The sequence below is a fragment of the Flavobacterium lacus genome (genome assembly GCF_003268815.1).
Lineage (GTDB): Bacteria > Bacteroidota > Bacteroidia > Flavobacteriales > Flavobacteriaceae > Flavobacterium > Flavobacterium lacus.
Genome location: NZ_QLSV01000014.1, coordinates 20,351 through 36,588, shown reverse-complemented (window position 1 = coordinate 36,588; position 16,238 = coordinate 20,351). Strand labels below are relative to the sequence as shown.

The 16,238-nt window shown below is 34.6% G+C and carries 14 protein-coding genes; 9 read left to right on the top strand and 5 right to left on the bottom strand.

The features are described from left to right. The first annotated feature begins 45 nt into the window (after nucleotides 1–45). Nucleotides 46–624, top strand: a complete 579-nt coding sequence (locus B0I10_RS12875) for a hypothetical protein (protein ID WP_112086921.1) — start codon at nucleotides 46–48, stop codon at nucleotides 622–624. 389 nt (nucleotides 625–1,013) lie between these two features. Here the strand turns inward: B0I10_RS12875 and B0I10_RS12870 are convergent, their stop codons facing one another. Beyond that, complete coding sequence (locus tag B0I10_RS12870; protein WP_112086920.1) at nucleotides 1,014–1,973, bottom strand: hypothetical protein; 960 nt, start codon at nucleotides 1,971–1,973, stop codon at nucleotides 1,014–1,016. Nucleotides 1,974–2,506: 533 nt separating this feature from the next. Here B0I10_RS12870 and B0I10_RS12865 point away from each other — a divergent pair. From B0I10_RS12865 to B0I10_RS12825, 7 genes are all read left to right on the top strand, one after another. Further along, nucleotides 2,507–3,214: a hypothetical protein gene (locus B0I10_RS12865; protein ID WP_146740357.1), complete on the top strand. Its 708-nt coding sequence runs from the start codon at nucleotides 2,507–2,509 to the stop codon at nucleotides 3,212–3,214. A gap of 368 nt (nucleotides 3,215–3,582) precedes the next feature. Further along, nucleotides 3,583–4,299: a suppressor of fused domain protein gene (locus B0I10_RS12860; RefSeq protein WP_112086918.1), complete on the top strand. Its 717-nt coding sequence runs from the start codon at nucleotides 3,583–3,585 to the stop codon at nucleotides 4,297–4,299. A gap of 692 nt (nucleotides 4,300–4,991) precedes the next feature. Further along, entirely contained in the window at nucleotides 4,992–5,408 is a 417-nt protein-coding gene (locus B0I10_RS12850) for a hypothetical protein (protein WP_112086916.1), read from the top strand. Between the two features lie 184 nt (nucleotides 5,409–5,592). Next, nucleotides 5,593–6,042: an ankyrin repeat domain-containing protein gene (locus B0I10_RS12845; protein WP_112086915.1), complete on the top strand. Its 450-nt coding sequence runs from the start codon at nucleotides 5,593–5,595 to the stop codon at nucleotides 6,040–6,042. Nucleotides 6,043–6,958: 916 nt separating this feature from the next. Beyond that, nucleotides 6,959–7,333 carry a hypothetical protein gene (locus tag B0I10_RS12835; RefSeq protein ID WP_112086913.1) on the top strand — a complete coding sequence of 125 codons (375 nt, stop codon included), beginning with the start codon at nucleotides 6,959–6,961 and terminating at the stop codon, nucleotides 7,331–7,333. 130 nt (nucleotides 7,334–7,463) lie between these two features. Further along, complete coding sequence (locus B0I10_RS12830; protein ID WP_146740356.1) at nucleotides 7,464–7,868, top strand: hypothetical protein; 405 nt, start codon at nucleotides 7,464–7,466, stop codon at nucleotides 7,866–7,868. 309 nt (nucleotides 7,869–8,177) lie between these two features. Continuing rightward, on the top strand, nucleotides 8,178–8,942 hold the full coding sequence (locus tag B0I10_RS12825; RefSeq protein WP_245942998.1) for a peroxiredoxin-like family protein: 765 nt from the start codon (nucleotides 8,178–8,180) through the stop codon (nucleotides 8,940–8,942). 90 nt (nucleotides 8,943–9,032) lie between these two features. On the opposite strand, the gene B0I10_RS12820 is transcribed toward B0I10_RS12825, so the two are convergent. After that, a complete protein-coding gene (locus tag B0I10_RS12820) occupies nucleotides 9,033–10,874 on the bottom strand; it encodes an SBBP repeat-containing protein (RefSeq protein WP_112086911.1) in 1,842 nt (613 codons plus the stop codon). A gap of 482 nt (nucleotides 10,875–11,356) precedes the next feature. On the opposite strand from B0I10_RS12820, the gene B0I10_RS12815 reads away from it, so the two are divergent. Continuing rightward, nucleotides 11,357–11,548 (top strand): cold-shock protein, encoded by a 192-nt coding sequence (locus tag B0I10_RS12815; RefSeq protein WP_112086910.1) that lies wholly within the window; start codon nucleotides 11,357–11,359, stop codon nucleotides 11,546–11,548. A 208-nt stretch (nucleotides 11,549–11,756) separates the two neighbouring features. Here B0I10_RS12815 and B0I10_RS12810 read toward each other — a convergent pair whose 3' ends face one another. From B0I10_RS12810 to B0I10_RS12800, 3 genes are read right to left on the bottom strand one after another with little or no spacing between them, the layout of a single operon-like run. Further along, the gene (locus tag B0I10_RS12810) at nucleotides 11,757–13,241 is read right to left on the bottom strand and encodes an MBOAT family O-acyltransferase (protein ID WP_112086909.1); all 1,485 of its coding nucleotides are present in this window, start codon (nucleotides 13,239–13,241) and stop codon (nucleotides 11,757–11,759) included. A gap of 26 nt (nucleotides 13,242–13,267) precedes the next feature. Further along, nucleotides 13,268–14,674: a GDSL-type esterase/lipase family protein gene (locus B0I10_RS12805; protein ID WP_112086908.1), complete on the bottom strand. Its 1,407-nt coding sequence runs from the start codon at nucleotides 14,672–14,674 to the stop codon at nucleotides 13,268–13,270. Further along, entirely contained in the window at nucleotides 14,664–16,103 is a 1,440-nt protein-coding gene (locus B0I10_RS12800; RefSeq protein ID WP_245942997.1) for a GDSL-type esterase/lipase family protein, read from the bottom strand. Before B0I10_RS12800 ends, B0I10_RS12805 begins: the two co-directional genes overlap by 11 nt. Between the last annotated feature and the right edge of the window lie 135 nt (nucleotides 16,104–16,238).

Here is a 16,238-nt window from a genome sequence, read left to right as displayed (position 1 = left end):
AGCTATTCAATCAATTGTAAAAAAAGACACTTTAAAAACAATAATATGAAATTAAAATTACTTATAGTATTATTAGTACCTTTTTCCGCTTTTTCACAACTTGGGGAAGTACTAAATTTTATACAGAAAAGTGAATACAATAAAGAAATAGCTGAATTTCAGGCTAAAAAATATATATTAAAAAACATTCTTCAAACCCATGATGAAATAGTAAGATTCGAAGTTGATGCCCTGTCCGGTGCTGAATCAGGTCAACTAACTACGCTATATTATAAATGCTCAGAACAAAATAAGGAAGGCTTGCTTCTTTCGTTCTTCGGAACTTATTGGAATGATGCCGGTGTCGTTCATACCGGATATGGTTTTAAGAATTTTGATAAAAAACAAGCTTTAGAATTTTTGCAGAAAATACAATTAGCAATTGATAATAACTCTAAATATATTAAAGAAAAATCTGATAATAATATTGCTTTGCACTATGATGATATTGCGATTATAATAACTTCCTCATCACAAACAGCATATCAGATTAGACTTTTTTGGAATTCTTTTGATTCATCTTGGGATGCATTTTCATTTAGTCGCTCCAAAAGAAGATTTGATTTTGAGATTAATAAAAAGTAGGCAGTAAATATAATTACAAACCATCTCAACTAAATCCGCAAGTTATTTTTATATTTCAAATCAGTATTCGATGGTTTTTACCTCGAATCCAAACATCCTGTTTTTATAACCCTACTGCTCGTTTATGCTGTGATGATCTTCGGTGGTCTCATGGTCTTTAATAAAATTTCAATCTCTCTAGGTGTTATTTAGATTTTTTTTAAAATAAAAAAAGCTCAATAAAATAATTTATTCAGCTTTTTTATTATATTTAAATTGTTAAAAAATCTAACCTACTAATCCGTCACTACCATTAATGATTCCGTTATTTGTTTTCATAATGTTTTATTTATTTGATTAATTAAATGATTGTGTTAGACAAATATATAATATTATAATATACCGAATGCTTATATTTTGTTAAAACTTAAACCAAAACCTTGTCTCGGTAATATTAAATCATCACGATGTCTTCTACTTAACGTATTTTCTATGTCAGTATGTATTGGTTCAAAATCATTTACAAGCCCTACATTGAAAAATGAAACCTTAATATCTTTAGTAAAAGAAACCGTTAAATCTACATTTCTAGTTATAGTATTAAATCTTAATAACTTGACATTTTCACCTTTTAATGAATAGGTATTTTTTACTTTTAAAAAAACTTTAAATTTCTTTTTACCGCTTATCGGAACTTTATGAATATATTTTATTTTCCCTTCTTCCTTTTTTACCTCTCTACATTTTTCCAATTCTATTTCATTGCTGTCAATCTTAAATGATATTAATTCGTTTTTTTCATCTACGCCTTCATCATCGGTTATGGTATCTGTGTATACAATATTAGACTCATTTTTTTCATAATCTAATATTGCATTATACTCTATAGTTTGTGTGTAATTTATTATAAAATCGTCACTGATTTCGTGAATAACTATCGAAACAACCATATCTTCATTGTAATGATTTTTATCCATAGGGAAATACGTTGTCAATATTCTGTCCTCAAGCAAATCACTTATTTCTGGAAATTTTTGAGCATAAATGGATTTGGAAATTTTTTTCCATAAGTCAGGTAAATCTTTTCTATTATTTAGAAATTCTGTTCCAGAGATGATCTTGGTTAATTCTTCTTGAAATAATCCTGTAAATTGTATTGACTTTAGTACACTAGCAAAAATTCCAGATGTTAATCCAACAAAACCGATCTTTTGTAGTATGTTATTCCATACTGTAGTAAATGGAGAATAGCTTGTATTTGGAAATAGAATAAAAATTATTGCGATAGTAAAATAAACCCAAGTTAAATTCCTTTTAAACCATTTTTTTACTTTATTTAATTTGTCGTCATCCTGGTTGATTTTTACCATTTTATTTGATTTTGTTCACAAATTTAGTAAAGATTTTCTTTTTATTTTCGTTTTTTTATTAGTTTTGCCCCACATCCGCAAAAGTGTTCTACTAAAATTTTCCTGCAGCCCGAAGTTTGCTTATTGCCACGTTACTTTTCAACTTCTGCTGCTCGAAGTCTAGCACGTTGCTCTTCCAAGTCTCACGACTTCAAATCAAATTACAATTACATTTTTCGCAAGTGATTTTTCAAAATCAAATCTAACAACTCCCAGATGCCCGAAGTCTATCAGCTATCCGAAGTCTCATTATCAGCACGTTGCTCTGCGAATGTCTTTGACTTCGCAGCTATACTACTTTTTCAAGCACAATACCCCACTCGATTTGACTTTGGTATTTTAGTACAATTCTTTTTTCTGAATTAAATATATCTCTTTACTTTTGAATAGTAGAGCATAACTTAACTCTTGTGATACGAAATAAAGTTTTCTGAGTAATAGTAAACTTTATAATACTAGTTAAAATTAGTTTTTATACAATAAATAAAATGAACATGAGAAATATTCAATTTATAATAGGTTTACTTTTTACGCTCAATTGTTTTGCACAACAAGCAGATACTATCAACATTAAAAATTTCAAGTATATACTGGAAACTACTGTAGAAGAAGATGACATAAACTATAAAGAAATCTATGCTATTTATTTGATTAATAAGTATAATGGTACCAAGAAAAAACTAGAACAAATTCCAAAAGTAGAATATAAAAAAAATGTACCTAAAGAAGATTTTTTTATGGAACATACGTTTAAAATAAGTGAAAAAGGACTATTATTCAATAGAGTCAATAATTTTATTCACGATGAAAAAAAAATAACTACCAAACAAAGTTCGTTATATATCGTGTTAAAAGATGGATCATTACTTGAATCTTCATCAAATGAAGATGGTACGGATTACAAACCCTATTATGATGGTGATTTTAGAAAGTATGTTCAAACAAGGTTCCAGTACATCGATGAAATTACAGACTATTTGAAAATGAAAAAACTAAACAATTTAACGTTAAGGGTTAGTTTTTCTATTGATGAAAATGGAAAAGTTGTTGTGGATAAAATACGCAATCCAACTGAAAGTGAAGCAATCAACAATCATGTTATTACTTTTTTTGAAAAAATGGATAATTGGGTTCCGGCCAAATTGAATGGTAAATATGAAAAAGCAATAATGACGATGCCCATTTCGTTGTATAGGTATTGACGTTAAAAAATGTTTGACTAGTATGAAAAACTTGATTTGTATCGGTATCGTGATTCTGGTATTGGCTTTTTCCACGCCTAGCTGCCCGAAGTCTAATTAATGGCATGTTGCTCTGGGAATCCCGATAGTTATCGGGAGTGACTTCGCTGCAAATTACAATTCCAATCTCAACAAGTGATTTTTGAAAAATCAAAACTAACTACTTTCAAATCAAAGGAAAAAAGGATATATTTGGGTTTGGTTAACAGGAGGTGAACTTTTGGTTGTACAGGTAAAAGGAGGTGTAAGTTATTGTATTCCGCAAAGTCAGAGACTTTTGCGGAGCGTGTTAGCGATAAGTTGGCAGTACTATTAAAAAACGGCATCGAATGAAAACAATCAACTATACTACTATTTTATTCATTTTATTTTCAACTACAACTTATGGACAGAATACCGATATAAAAATGAGTAAAAATGTACCAAATAGTGTAGAAATTATTGATAATCATTTAGACCAATTTTTTGATGAGGATTCTGATATAAAAGTATTTGACGAAATTGAATCTGAATTAATTCATCGTGATGTATACTTTATAAAAGCAACTGAAGAAAGACAGTATCACATTTTATTAAGTTGTGGTATGAGTGCATTACCAATGACCGTTCCAAAAGATATTGCATCATCGGAGTTTATTGAAATAATGATTTTACTCCCTAAAGAATGGAATTTAGAATATGAATCTTTTAGTGAAGAGAAGAATTATTGGCCAATCAGAATAATGAAAGAAATAATGATGTTGCCACACGAAAATGAAACTTGGTTTGGATTTGGTCACACTTACGGACACGAGGAAGATGAAGAACTTGCAGAAGGCATTGGATTTAATTCGATAATGTTGGCTAGTTCAATGGAATTATCAGACGAATTTACTCAAATTGAATTAGATAATGGAAAAGTGGTTGAAATCTATACTCTTATTCCATTGTATAAAGAAGAACTTGAATTCAAGAAAAAAAATGGTGCAAGTGCTTTACTTGAAAAATTTGACAAATTCGGTATTGAAGAAATTGTGAAAATTGGTAGAAAAAATGTTTGTAAATAAAAATACTACTGGCAACAGCCGTAACCTTTGCGCAACCCTTTTAAAAAACTATCCCGAAGCTTCGGGATTACAATAACCACAAAAAACAACCTTGCTACCTGTATTTTAAGCGAGGTTTGTTTTTGGGAGAACGTTAGTGTTTCTAAAAGTCAGACGGGTTAAAAAGGTGTCTTTTAAAAGAAGTGCTTTCTTTTACCGGATGATGGAAGTTTGCTTGGTGCTGTGTGTTTGATGCAAATTAGCATTACTTTTTGAAGAAGTGCTTTTTGAAAAATCAAAAGTAACTAGTTTTAAATTTAAGGGAGAAAGGATGTATTTAACCTCACCCCCGACCCCTCTCCAAAGGAGAGGGGAGACGAGACGGAAACTAGGCGTTGTGGTAATGTATCAATTGGGCAATGTGACAATGGAGCTATTAAAGAGATGCTTCGTGCCTCAGCATGACAAGATTGGGGGTTGGATTGGGGTGATAATTATTTTTGTTCTGATTTTATACTATTTTTTTGTGTAAACGTATTTCAGTATATGCTACTTTCAAATCAAAGGGAAAAAGGATATATTTGGGTTTGGTTAACACAAGATGAACTTTTGGTTATACGGCTATAAGGAGGTGTATGTGCGGATGGTTGTAGGGGTTAGCGATAAGTGATGGCTCATTTTAAAAAGACACAGTGGTAAATCCAGTATGACAAATGACTAAAAGAGCATGGAAAATAATTTTGGTAGTTGGACTTCTTTGTATCCTTGGTTATGCAGGTGTATGGGTGACATATTACTTCGCAATGGAGAAGGCGAACAAAGAAGGATTAGAAATGTCATGCAAAGAAAATATAGAAAAAGAATTTGTTGGACGAATCATCGACATCAATACCTTCGATTATTCTGATTTTATGGAAGGTCGATTTTTTAATCTTCATATAAGAATCAATGATAGTACTAAAGAATATATAGATTATCATTATAACTTAAAGCCGAACAAAGAAATTCTTGACTTTGCAAAAGTCGGACAACAAGCGGTTAAAATGAAAGGAGAAGATACTTTTAAATTAACCGACTCGACAGGAATAGAACGGATTTTTAAAATTGCTAAATGTGCAAAATTTGAATAGAAAAACGAGGCATAACAGCACCTACCAAAAAGGCGGGGTTTCGTGTTCCAAAGACAGTTTTTCGGTTATTCAAATATTCGTTTTTCAAAACAAATTTTGTAGCGAAAGTCTCGCCCTTCGGGCAGCTACCGGACGTTAGCAGTCATTGTAAAACTGACACGATACAAACAAAAAATATTAATTTATGAAACTATTCGACTATTTTACAAAAGGCAAAGCAAAGACAGAAACGAGACCTTTGTTAGACGATGAGAAAGAGATTAACTTCTTTGAAAACGATATTCGTAGTGAAATCTTTTTACAAAAAGTGAGAGAAATAAAAGACATAAATAAGAAATATCAAAATGGACTAAATCTTCTTCATTTTGCTTGTGAATACAATACTATTCAATTAGCGAAAGAACTACTTGAAAGAAGTATAAACATTGAGGAAAAGAATATTTACGGCAACACGCCTTTGTGGACAGCAGTTTTCAATTCAAAAGGAAAATATGAAATAGTGGATTTGCTTTTGTCATACAATGCAAATCCTGATTCGATAAATAATGTAGGCAGTACTCCAATAAAATTTGCAAATTCTATAGATGACAAAATATTAATAAATAAATTGACAGAAAAAATAACGAACCGCTAACAAGGGGAACCGCTGCACAACCTCGTAAAAAAAACAAATATTCAAAATAACCTCGTTTAGTGCTTTCTAAGCGAGGTTTGTTTTTGGGAGATCGTTGGTGTTTCTAAAAATCAGATGGGTTAAAAAGGTGTCTTTTAAGGATGTGTTTTTTTTTTATTGGACAATGGAGGTTAGCTTGTGGCGGCATCTTGGATGCAAATTAGCATTACTTTTTGAAGAAGTGCTTTTTGAAAAATCAAAACTAAGTAGTTTTAAATTAATGGGAAAAAGGATATGTTTGGGTTTAACCTCACCCCCGACCCCTCTCCAAAGGAGAGGGGAGACGAGACGGAAACTAGGCGTTGTGGTAATGTGTCGATTGGGCAATGTGACAATGGAGCTATTAAAGAGATGCTTCGTGCCTCAGCATGACAAGATTGGGGGTTGGATTGGGGTGATAATTATTTTTGATCTGATTTTATCCTATTTTTTTGTGTAAACGTATTTCAGTATATACTACTTTTAAATCAAAGGGAAAAAGAATATATTTGGGTTTAACCTCACCCCAGCCCTCTCCAAAGGAGAGGGAGACGTTGCGTTGAGGATTTAGTGCACTTTTGTAGTTTTGATGGGAAAGTAGTTAGCCACTGATTCGCTGATTTTTTGTTTGGTTTTGGGGTTTTGACCTCTTGACTATGTTGCTCTTTGAATACAGATAGCTATTGGGACATGACTTCGAAGCAAATTACTATTGCATTTTTAGCAAGTGATTTTTCAAAAAATAAAATCTAACTAGTTTCAAATGAAAGGGAAAAAAAGGTATATTTGGGATTAGTTAACACAAGAGAAACTTTCGGTTCTACATGCAAAATCAAGTATAAATACGAATTTTTTCAGCGTTTAGGAACAAGTTGTAGCCAATTTAAAAATCACGATTATGAAGAAGATTGCGAAGATTGTTTTAGTTAGTTTCAGTTTACTTATTTTTATAATGGCAGTCCTAATTTTTAGACCTGTACCCATCGTATCTGAAAATAAAGCTATTTCTGAAAGCGGAATTGTAAAGCAGATTTATAGCAATAAAGGAAATGATGTTATTTTCGTCATGGAAAATACTGAACGTAGATTTTACATTAATAGAGGATTGGAGAATGGGTTAGAATTAAACAATCTGAAAGAAAAATTAATCGGAAATGCAATTGTGGTGAAATATCCTAACTATTGGACACCACTCGACTGGAATAATAGCGTTAGACATATTTCTAAAGTTGAATTTAAGGATGAGATAGTATTTAACGAACTGAAAAAATAACCACACTTAGCAACTGTTTGAAACTTTAGCCATAATGAAATGGATATGCAAATTGGTAAAACACTTAATTCTACAGCCACCAGATAACTATTTTTTAAACAAATAAAACTACACTCTACAAATGAAAAAAATGAGATTACTTTATGTGTTATTAGTCGGTTTTTTGCTTTTGTCTTCTTGCTCTAATACTAATGACGATAGTAATAACGATATCATCATTGGCAAATGGCGAACGATTGAGCGTTATGAATCGAATGAACCGCAAGAAATTCTGCCTTGTACATTAGAATATTACAAAGAATTTAGATCCAATAACACTGTTGCCGGATTTATTGTAACGCCAAACACATTTCCAGATCCATGCAACCAAGAGTATACAGACTTTGGACTTATTTGGGAAAATACAGGAAACAGTAATTATAAATTCAAAACAACTACTGGTACAGAATATACAATCAAAATATATAAAGTAGGTGAAAATTTAGTGGAAGAATATCCGGATGGAATTACCAAATTGGTTTATGAACCTTACTAAAAACTAGTTCACAACTCCGCAAAAAGTTCATAGAACGCTTCGCAAATGTCTCACTACTTTGCAGATTTTTTTATCACAATCATAGAAATTTCTCGTCTCCAATCAACTAAATACCAACTATAAACTCCCAAACTCACGCCTTCCTAGTCCTAAATTTAAGCCAAAAAAGCCTTCTTTTTGGTCTATTTTACGTTATATCTTTACTTTTGTAGAAATACCTTTAACCAAAACGAAAAGCAACTTTACTTCGCTTTGGGCTACTTCCTGTTTTAGTCTAAAAGCGTCCTTTCTGTAAAAATTAAAATCAATATGAAAAATACAATTGCAGCAGTCCTTCTTTTTAGCCTTTTGCTATCCTGTAACAAAGGAAAAGAAGCAAAAGTTCAAGAAACCGAGATAGAAAAAAATACGATGGAAGAAGAAAACAACGCTTTATTAAAGTCAAAATTAGAAGAAAAGAAAAGAAATTTTTCACTGAAGGCAGACGATGCTAAAAAGAAAGCTTATGAAGAAGGTATCACGTTTGTAAAAGAAAGCGGAATACTGGAAAATGCCAAACAAAACGGCGATGTTGCCCCTGATTTCACCTTAAACAATGCGTTAGGGGAACCGGTTCAATTATCGGAGTATTTAAAGAAAGGCAAAGTGGTGCTCACGTGGTACCGCGGTGGATGGTGTCCGTACTGCAATTTAACGCTTAACGCCTTGCAGGAAGAGTTGGCGAATTTTAAAAAACAAGGAGCCAATTTAATTGCCTTAACACCCGAATTACCGGATGAATCTATCAGTACTTCCGAAAAGAACAACCTGCAGTTTGAAGTGTTGAGTGACTTGGGGAATAAAGTTGCCAATCAATACGGCATTGTGTTTCAACTTACCGATGTAGTGGCAGAAATGTATAATGATTCGTTTGCCCTAAACAAACACAATGGTGATGCGTCCAATCAACTACCCTTGGCGGCAACGTATATTATTGACGAGAATGGTAAAATTATCTATTCCTTTTTAGATGCCGATTATCGCAATAGAGCAGAACCTTCTGAATTGACAGCATTTTTGAAGACTACAAAATAGTAGTAGTATAAGAAGAGAAATAATCATCGGCTGCAACTCGAAGCGCGCATTTGAATTCTGATTATGCACTTCATTAAAAAGCTGTATCCGTTACCGTTTTATCAGCTGAATCACTTTAGTAGATTGCGCATTTTGTATCCATAAAAAATAGACTCCACTTGCTTCTTTTGTTAAATCAATTTCAATGGTATGATTAGCTATTTGGGCATTCATCTGAAGCATTTGCCCGACTGTGTTCATTACTTTCATGTTGGTCGTTTCATTTAATGCAGCCCCTTTTAATGTAAATCTTCCCGTACCTGGATTTGGAAATAACGTCACTGCCGAAAAATGGCTATCAAGAAGATTCAACTGCGTTACAAGCAAACAGTCAGAAGTTAGTGTACACTCATTCCGGGTAACCTCAACTGCATAGTTTCCGTTTAGGGTGGGTATAAAGTGTTGATTAGTTTCCCCCTCAATCGGTTCATTTTGATTATCGCAATCAATCCATTGGTAGGTTGCATCGGTCGACGATGTGCTGAGTATAGTTTCATTTAGTAGAATATCAACTTCAAATGGAGGAGGTGAGCAAGGATTACCAACTTTTGCAATAACGATATCCGCATCGCCGTACGGGGCCAGTTGAATGGCACCAAAGGTAGCCGCAAAGTTAAATTGACCGGTAACAAAAACATTTTGATACGCATCAACAGCGATGCTATTAAATTGATCTACTCCAATCCCTCCTGCTTTCCGGGCCCAAATAAAATTACCTTGCGGATTTAGTGCGGCGATAAACGAATCAAAATTATTAGAGGAGGAAAGAACTATTGTACCAAAAGAGGATGTTCCCCAAAAATGTCCGGTTATATAAACATGACCGGCAGCATCTAACGCAATGGCATAAGCAATTTCCGAATGGGCTCCTCCTGCTTTACTTGTCCAAATAAAATTTCCTTGTGTATCTACTTTCGTTATAAATATATCCACACTCCCACTAGCATTAATTGTTGCGGCACCGAAGTTAGCGGTACCACTAAAATATCCAGTCACAAATGCGTTTCCGGAACTGTCCACCTCAATGTCAAAACCTTTATCAGAAGCGAGACCTCCCGCTTGTTTTGTCCAGAGAAAATTGCCCTCGGTGTCTACTTTTGAGATAAAAACATCCCCGTTATTATCAGCAGTCAATGTCACATTCCCAAAAGTGGCTAAGCCTTTAAAAGCTCCTGTTACATAAGCGTTACCAAAACTGTCTACGGCGATTGCAGAATCTTTAGAGCCAAACGTATTGCCTCGCAGTCCTCCCGCCTTTTTTACCCACAAAAAATCACCAGATGGATTTAACTTTGCGATAAAAAATTCGTCACCAGAAGCTGTAAGTTGAATAGTGCCGAAGTTTGCTGTTTGTTGAAATGTACCAACTACATATGTGTTTCCTGTGGAATCCAAGGCTATACAATTGCCGTTTTCATTACCTGATCCTCCTGCACTCTTCGCCCAAATAAAATTACCCTCAGTATCTAATTTACAAACAAATAAATCGCCACTACCTGGTGTTGACGAGGTTAGTTCAATGGCTCCAAATGTTGCAACACCAACAAAACTTCCTGTAATATAGCTATTGCCGAATGAATCCACCTTTATACTATTTCCGTAGTCAACGTTTGTTGAGCCGGCTTGTTTTACCCAAAGAAAATCACCCGCTTGATTTAGTTTTGCAATAAAAATGTCGGCAAGTCCATCTGCCGTAAGTTCAAAATCTCCAAAAGTAGCCGTTCCTCGAAAAATTCCGGTTACGTAGGTGTTTCCCATCCAATCACAGGCACTACTATTTGCATAATCCGAACTTGTACCTCCAGCTTGTTTTGCCCATACAAAATCCGGTGTCTGACCCATACCGGAAAAACATTGAACAAACAGAAATGCCAATAAATAATTTTTTTTCATATTGAATCAAATAAATGATAAAAAGTACTTATCAAACATACAAAAAAAAATTAACTACTAACATACAGCCAAAATAAGGCAGATTTGAAGGAGTTGAAAACCAGTATCACAAATCGCTTACAGACAAATACTTACTACTACTATGCCGTTTGATGTCGATAGGTCGGGGTTACAAAGGGCATGAAGAAGCTATGCTTTTTTGTTTTTCGCTACGACGCAAAGACGCAAAGAGTTTAGGCTTTTTTTGGACGTGGATTTAATTTTTCCTTCTCTCGACACCGCTTCATCGGCCTCTAAAATAAACTATTTTTATTTGAAGCTTAAACCGTTTTTTTCGTTGAGAATGACGTTTAGCGAACCATTATTTGTAAAAAATGTGCAACAAAATCGGACTATTTTTAAAAAAATTTTATTTTTTTAAAACAAAATATTAAAAATCAATAATTTAACCTATCTTTGCGACTTATAAACTATTTCATATTATGAACGAAGGAACAATTAAATTTTACAATGAAGCAAAAGGCTTCGGATTCATTACTCCAAAAGATGGTGGACAAGATGTGTTTGTTCATGCAACTGGCCTTAATGGCGTAGTGCGTGAGAACGACCAAGTTACTTATTCCGTTGAAAACGGACAAAAAGGACCAACAGCAGTAGACGTAAACGTTATCTAAGATATATTTTACTTTAAGCATGAAGCCAATCTTTTTAGATTGGTTTTTTTTTGCTTATGTCGCAACGTATTCCACTACAATGACCTTATAAAAATCGCTAGTCAACGCTTTCTGTTCATCAGCACATTACTAAAAGCCCATTGAAGAACATTGTGCTCTTTTGGGATGCCTCGTTTGAGAAATGTGGAACTACCTCTCCCCAAAAACCCTAAAACTGAAAGTAAATAAACGGTTGCGGTCCGGCAGAGGCTGTGGCATACACAATCCAATACACAAAAGCTACTACAACAGCTTTACCCACCAAAGGGGTAGCATCAAAACCTTTCTGAAGTAATTTGATGAAGTTGTTCGGCAGAAAATGCCATACAAAACCAATGGCAATCAATAAAAAAACATTTTGATAGCCTTGTGCAATAATCAACCACTGCTGTGGGTTAAAGGTGATTTCGCCAATGTTTTGCATGATTTGAAACGCCGTTTGAAAATCTCTTGCTCTAAAAAACAACCAACAAAACGCTACAAAGTGGAAGGTCAAAAAGATTTGAATCGTTCTCACAAAATAGTTTTTGGGTAGTTTGATGAAATTGCCAAAAAAGCGTTCTACGGCTAAGGCTAAACCATGCAAAACGCCCCAAAACACGAACTTCCACGAAGCTCCGTGCCACAAACCGCCTAACAACATTGTGAGGAATAAATTGATATACGTTCTGTATTTTCCTTTGCGGTTTCCGCCCAGCGATATGTATAAATAATCCCGTAGCCAAGTGGAAAGTGAAATGTGCCAACGTCGCCAAAATTCTGTCACCGAGGCGGATTTGTAAGGTGTTCTAAAATTCGGCGGAAGCCAAAATCCCATCAGCAACGCCAATCCGATTGCCATATCGGAATAACCGGAGAAATCGCAATAAATTTGGATTGCGTACCCATACGAAGCCATTAAATTTTCAAAAGCGGTATAACTGTTGGGTGCATCAAAAACCCGATCGACAAAATTGATGGAAATGTAATCGGATATGACTGCTTTCTTTAATAAACCACCAATAATCAAGAACAACGCCGCATTAAATTCTTCTTTCGTAAGATTAAGTCGCTTGTATATTTGCGGAATAAAATCGCTTGCCCGCACAATCGGTCCTGCCACCAATTGCGGAAAAAAGGAAACGAAAAACAGAAAGTCCATGAAACTTTTTGTAGGTTCGAGTTGCTTTCGATACACATCAATCGTATAACTCAGGGTTTGAAACGTGTAGAATGAAATTCCGACCGGAAGAATAATGTCTTTGAATTCAAAATTTCTGTCGAACAGTAAGTTGGTATTATCAATAAAGAAGTTGGTGTATTTAAAATATCCCAACAATCCCAAATTCACGACCAAACTGACGATTAAATAGAATTTTCGGTAAAATTTATTCTGTTCATCATAGATCAATTTCGCAATGGCATAATCTAACACTGACGAAAAAATAATCAGTAAAAAGAAAATTCCGCTTGATTTATAGTAGAAGAAAAGTGAAAATGCCACCACATACGCAATCCGAAGTCGGTGTGTTTTTTGGGTAAGAATATAAAAGAAATAAAAAACCAAAAACAATCCCAAAAACAACGCACTGTTGAACAACAACGGTTTTTGCGAATCAAATACAAACCAACTTTGCACTTGTTCCCAAGTGATCGTTCCTATGTTCTGATCCATCCATTGATTGAAATTAAAAAGCGGTATCACTTGCCTGGTTCGGTGTTATAATTATGTAAAGCTTGTAAAAAAGCTTCGGTTAACAATTGTCCTTGTTTTTCGTAACCGGCTTTGGTGTAGTGCACTCTATCGGCTCCAATCAACCCTTCTTTTGCCAGTTGATTAATCCCAAAAAGGCCACCAAAATTGGAAAATAAATCCCACACGGCGTAGTTTTTTACTTCAGCTTGAGTCAAAATTTCTTTGGTATACTCCGCGACAAATGTATTCGGGAATTTTCGTTTAAACTGCGATGGTGGTGGTGTTGTTACTAAAAAAGTGACCTTTGGATTTTTGGCTAACATCGATTCCATCATCCCATTCAATTGAAAAAAAAACTCGGCTGTGACCAATTTATCAAAACTTTCATTAGTCCCTAAGGAAATAATTACCAAATCGGGATTTAACGCTTTTGTTTGCTCAAAGAATAGCGGAAATTTATTAAAATCGGAACCTTTTGCTCCGTTTACACCAATGGTATGGTACACGATTCCGGGATTATTATTTTCCAACACCAATCCGTTTAAGGCAAAATCGGTTTGTTCCAACGCTGGGATTAAGTAAATTTTATGTAAAAGCGAATCGGATTCATAGGAATGAAAACCTTCTTCCATTTTTGTTTCCAGCGGAATAAATTCGGATCGCTCCACTACTCTTTTTTCCATTTGATTGGAAGGAATTTTGAGTGTTTTTCCGGCTCTGATGTTATTGTTTTTTAATCCGTTTGTGGATTTGATGGATTTGATTGATACATTATATTTATCGGCAATCACCGACAGACTCTCCCCATTTTTGATTTTATGAACGATATTTTTAGGAATATCCGATTCTAATTTAATGATTTTGGAAGCCAAGGCTACTTCAAACATTTTTTGATTGTTGGGCGTGAAAATTTTTAGTTTAGAAAAACCACTTTCTTTGGATTTCACATTCATTTCGATGGCGAACTCTTTGTTTTTGGTAAACAAAGCAAAACCGCTCAACCCTACAGGATTTCCGTTATCGGGATAAATGTTTCGCTGACTTTCCCATGATTCATTGGAGGAAAACCGCATATCACTTGGTCCGTTTGTTTTGGCTAAACTGTAAGGAAAAACAAATCCGCGACCGCCATCCCCAAAATTTTGCTGTAGGTTTTGACGAAATTTACCGGAGAAAAAATCGGCTTGAATGTGTGAATCACCCAGGTGAACGATATTTATTTTTCCCTTTTTGTCGGCTTGGATTTTTTTAATTTTTTCGAATATTGGATGTAATGCTTTTTGGTTTGTAATCTCGTTTACAGCGATAACAACTTGTGTCGTATCTACCTCAACATACAACGAATCGGTTTGAGCAAAAACGCTCGAATTCATTAGACACACAAAAAGAAAACAAAGGAATTTATTGAGCATTAGCCGTGGTCGTTTTAGATGAAACGGAATCTACAGCCGCTTTATTGGGTGTTATTTTTCTATTTTTTCGCATTTCTTTGTATTGCGCGTATCCGGTTTGAATTTGCTGGTACAGTAAACCGGCCACTTTTTGTGCTCCTTTATAATTAAAATGCGTGTAATCTTTGGCCGCTAATGTCGGCACTTCTTCTTCTACCCATTTAGTCATTGAACCTTCGCCACCCATGGCTTCAAACAAATTAAAATAGCCTGCTTTGGCTTGCACAGCATATTTTCGTTGAGCCAAGGTAAGTGGAACAACTGCCGAATCGGTTTTCATTTCCAAATCATATTTGGTGGCTTTGTCGGCAGTAGAAATCACCAAAACGGTTACGCCCGGAAAACAAGCTTTCAAATGATTCACTACTCGTGTCATGCTTTTTTCATACCAATCATAATTGAGTGAACCATAATTCAACACATTGGTTCCATAATGCAAAATGATTAAATCGTAGTCAAAACGTTCTTGAAACTGATTCATCAACTTTGCATTAAACGTTGAAATGGGCAAACCTGAATTTCCTCGGTTAGAAAAATTATCGACGTGCACGCCTTTCCCATCATCAAAATTAAATCCGTAAATCGGTATAGAATCGGCTTTGTGAAAAGAGGCTTTAAAACTTTTGAGTGCAGTATTTGAAATCGCTACTGTATTGAGCAGTTTGTCCGGATTCAATTTTTTTACTAGGGTATCTTTTCCTATTTTCACAATGAGTTCCCCTTCATGATTGGCTGAATTTCCATAAAACAAGGTTGGATTGTTCAATTCGGAAGTGTGCACTCCGTTACCTGCTTTGTAGTTTACCCATGGTTTGGAAAGCGTGTCATTGGCAAAAAACACATGTCCGTTTACACCAAAAGGTTTGAGCGGCCGTTTGACATTGAGGTAGGACTGCGTTTTCCAGTTGCTTGAATATTGATGTGAAATCGAGCTTCTTGACCCTGCTGATTCGGAAGTGATGGAAACAAACCCCACTCCTTTTCCACCGTATTTTGCTTGAAGAGCATTTCTAAAATCCTGCACAATTAAATCGCCATCGGTCATGGAATCGCCAAAATAGGCAATTCTGATATCGCCTTTTTGTTCCGTTTCTAATAAATAAAGTTTTTCGAAGAACGGAATTAAAAACTGAAATCCTTTGTATTGTTCGTATTCTTCGGGTGGAAAAGTGATGCCATCGATTTGTTCAAAAACGATTTTTTTTCTTCGGAAGGTATCAACACCTTTTTCAGCTTTACTGTCGCTTTTTTCATCTAAGGCTACTGCTTCTAATAAAATGCTATCGACCACTACATTTTTGGCTGATGGTTTTGCTTCGGAAAAAATGCGTTTGGGTAATACTTCTTTAAAAAAAAGAAAGCATACGGCAGAGATAACAATCACTGCCACCGTTTGAAAAAAATAAGAAATTTTGTTGCTCACCGCTGCCTAAAAATAGAGTGCAAATGTATTAAATTCTTAACAAAAAAGAATAAAAAAGACAGCCTATCTTTGACTGTCTTTTTATATCAAACATTCTATTTT

What these genes read in the sequence shown, in the direction of transcription:
- B0I10_RS12850 (WP_112086916.1), top strand. Translation starts at nt 4,992, where the DNA reads ATGACTAAAAGAGCATGGAAAATAATTTTGGTAGTTGGACTTCTTTGT.
- B0I10_RS12815 (WP_112086910.1), top strand. Translation starts at nt 11,357, where the DNA reads ATGAACGAAGGAACAATTAAATTTTACAATGAAGCAAAAGGCTTCGGA.
- B0I10_RS12835 (WP_112086913.1), top strand. Translation starts at nt 6,959, where the DNA reads ATGAAGAAGATTGCGAAGATTGTTTTAGTTAGTTTCAGTTTACTTATT.
- B0I10_RS12845 (WP_112086915.1), top strand. Translation starts at nt 5,593, where the DNA reads ATGAAACTATTCGACTATTTTACAAAAGGCAAAGCAAAGACAGAAACG.
- B0I10_RS12875 (WP_112086921.1), top strand. Translation starts at nt 46, where the DNA reads ATGAAATTAAAATTACTTATAGTATTATTAGTACCTTTTTCCGCTTTT.
- B0I10_RS12825 (WP_245942998.1), top strand. Translation starts at nt 8,178, where the DNA reads ATGAAAAATACAATTGCAGCAGTCCTTCTTTTTAGCCTTTTGCTATCC.
- B0I10_RS12865 (WP_146740357.1), top strand. Translation starts at nt 2,507, where the DNA reads ATGAGAAATATTCAATTTATAATAGGTTTACTTTTTACGCTCAATTGT.
- B0I10_RS12860 (WP_112086918.1), top strand. Translation starts at nt 3,583, where the DNA reads ATGAAAACAATCAACTATACTACTATTTTATTCATTTTATTTTCAACT.
- B0I10_RS12810 (WP_112086909.1), bottom strand. Translation starts at nt 13,241, where the DNA reads ATGGATCAGAACATAGGAACGATCACTTGGGAACAAGTGCAAAGTTGG.
- B0I10_RS12830 (WP_146740356.1), top strand. Translation starts at nt 7,464, where the DNA reads ATGAGATTACTTTATGTGTTATTAGTCGGTTTTTTGCTTTTGTCTTCT.
- B0I10_RS12805 (WP_112086908.1), bottom strand. Translation starts at nt 14,674, where the DNA reads ATGCTCAATAAATTCCTTTGTTTTCTTTTTGTGTGTCTAATGAATTCG.
- B0I10_RS12870 (WP_112086920.1), bottom strand. Translation starts at nt 1,973, where the DNA reads ATGGTAAAAATCAACCAGGATGACGACAAATTAAATAAAGTAAAAAAA.
- B0I10_RS12820 (WP_112086911.1), bottom strand. Translation starts at nt 10,874, where the DNA reads ATGAAAAAAAATTATTTATTGGCATTTCTGTTTGTTCAATGTTTTTCC.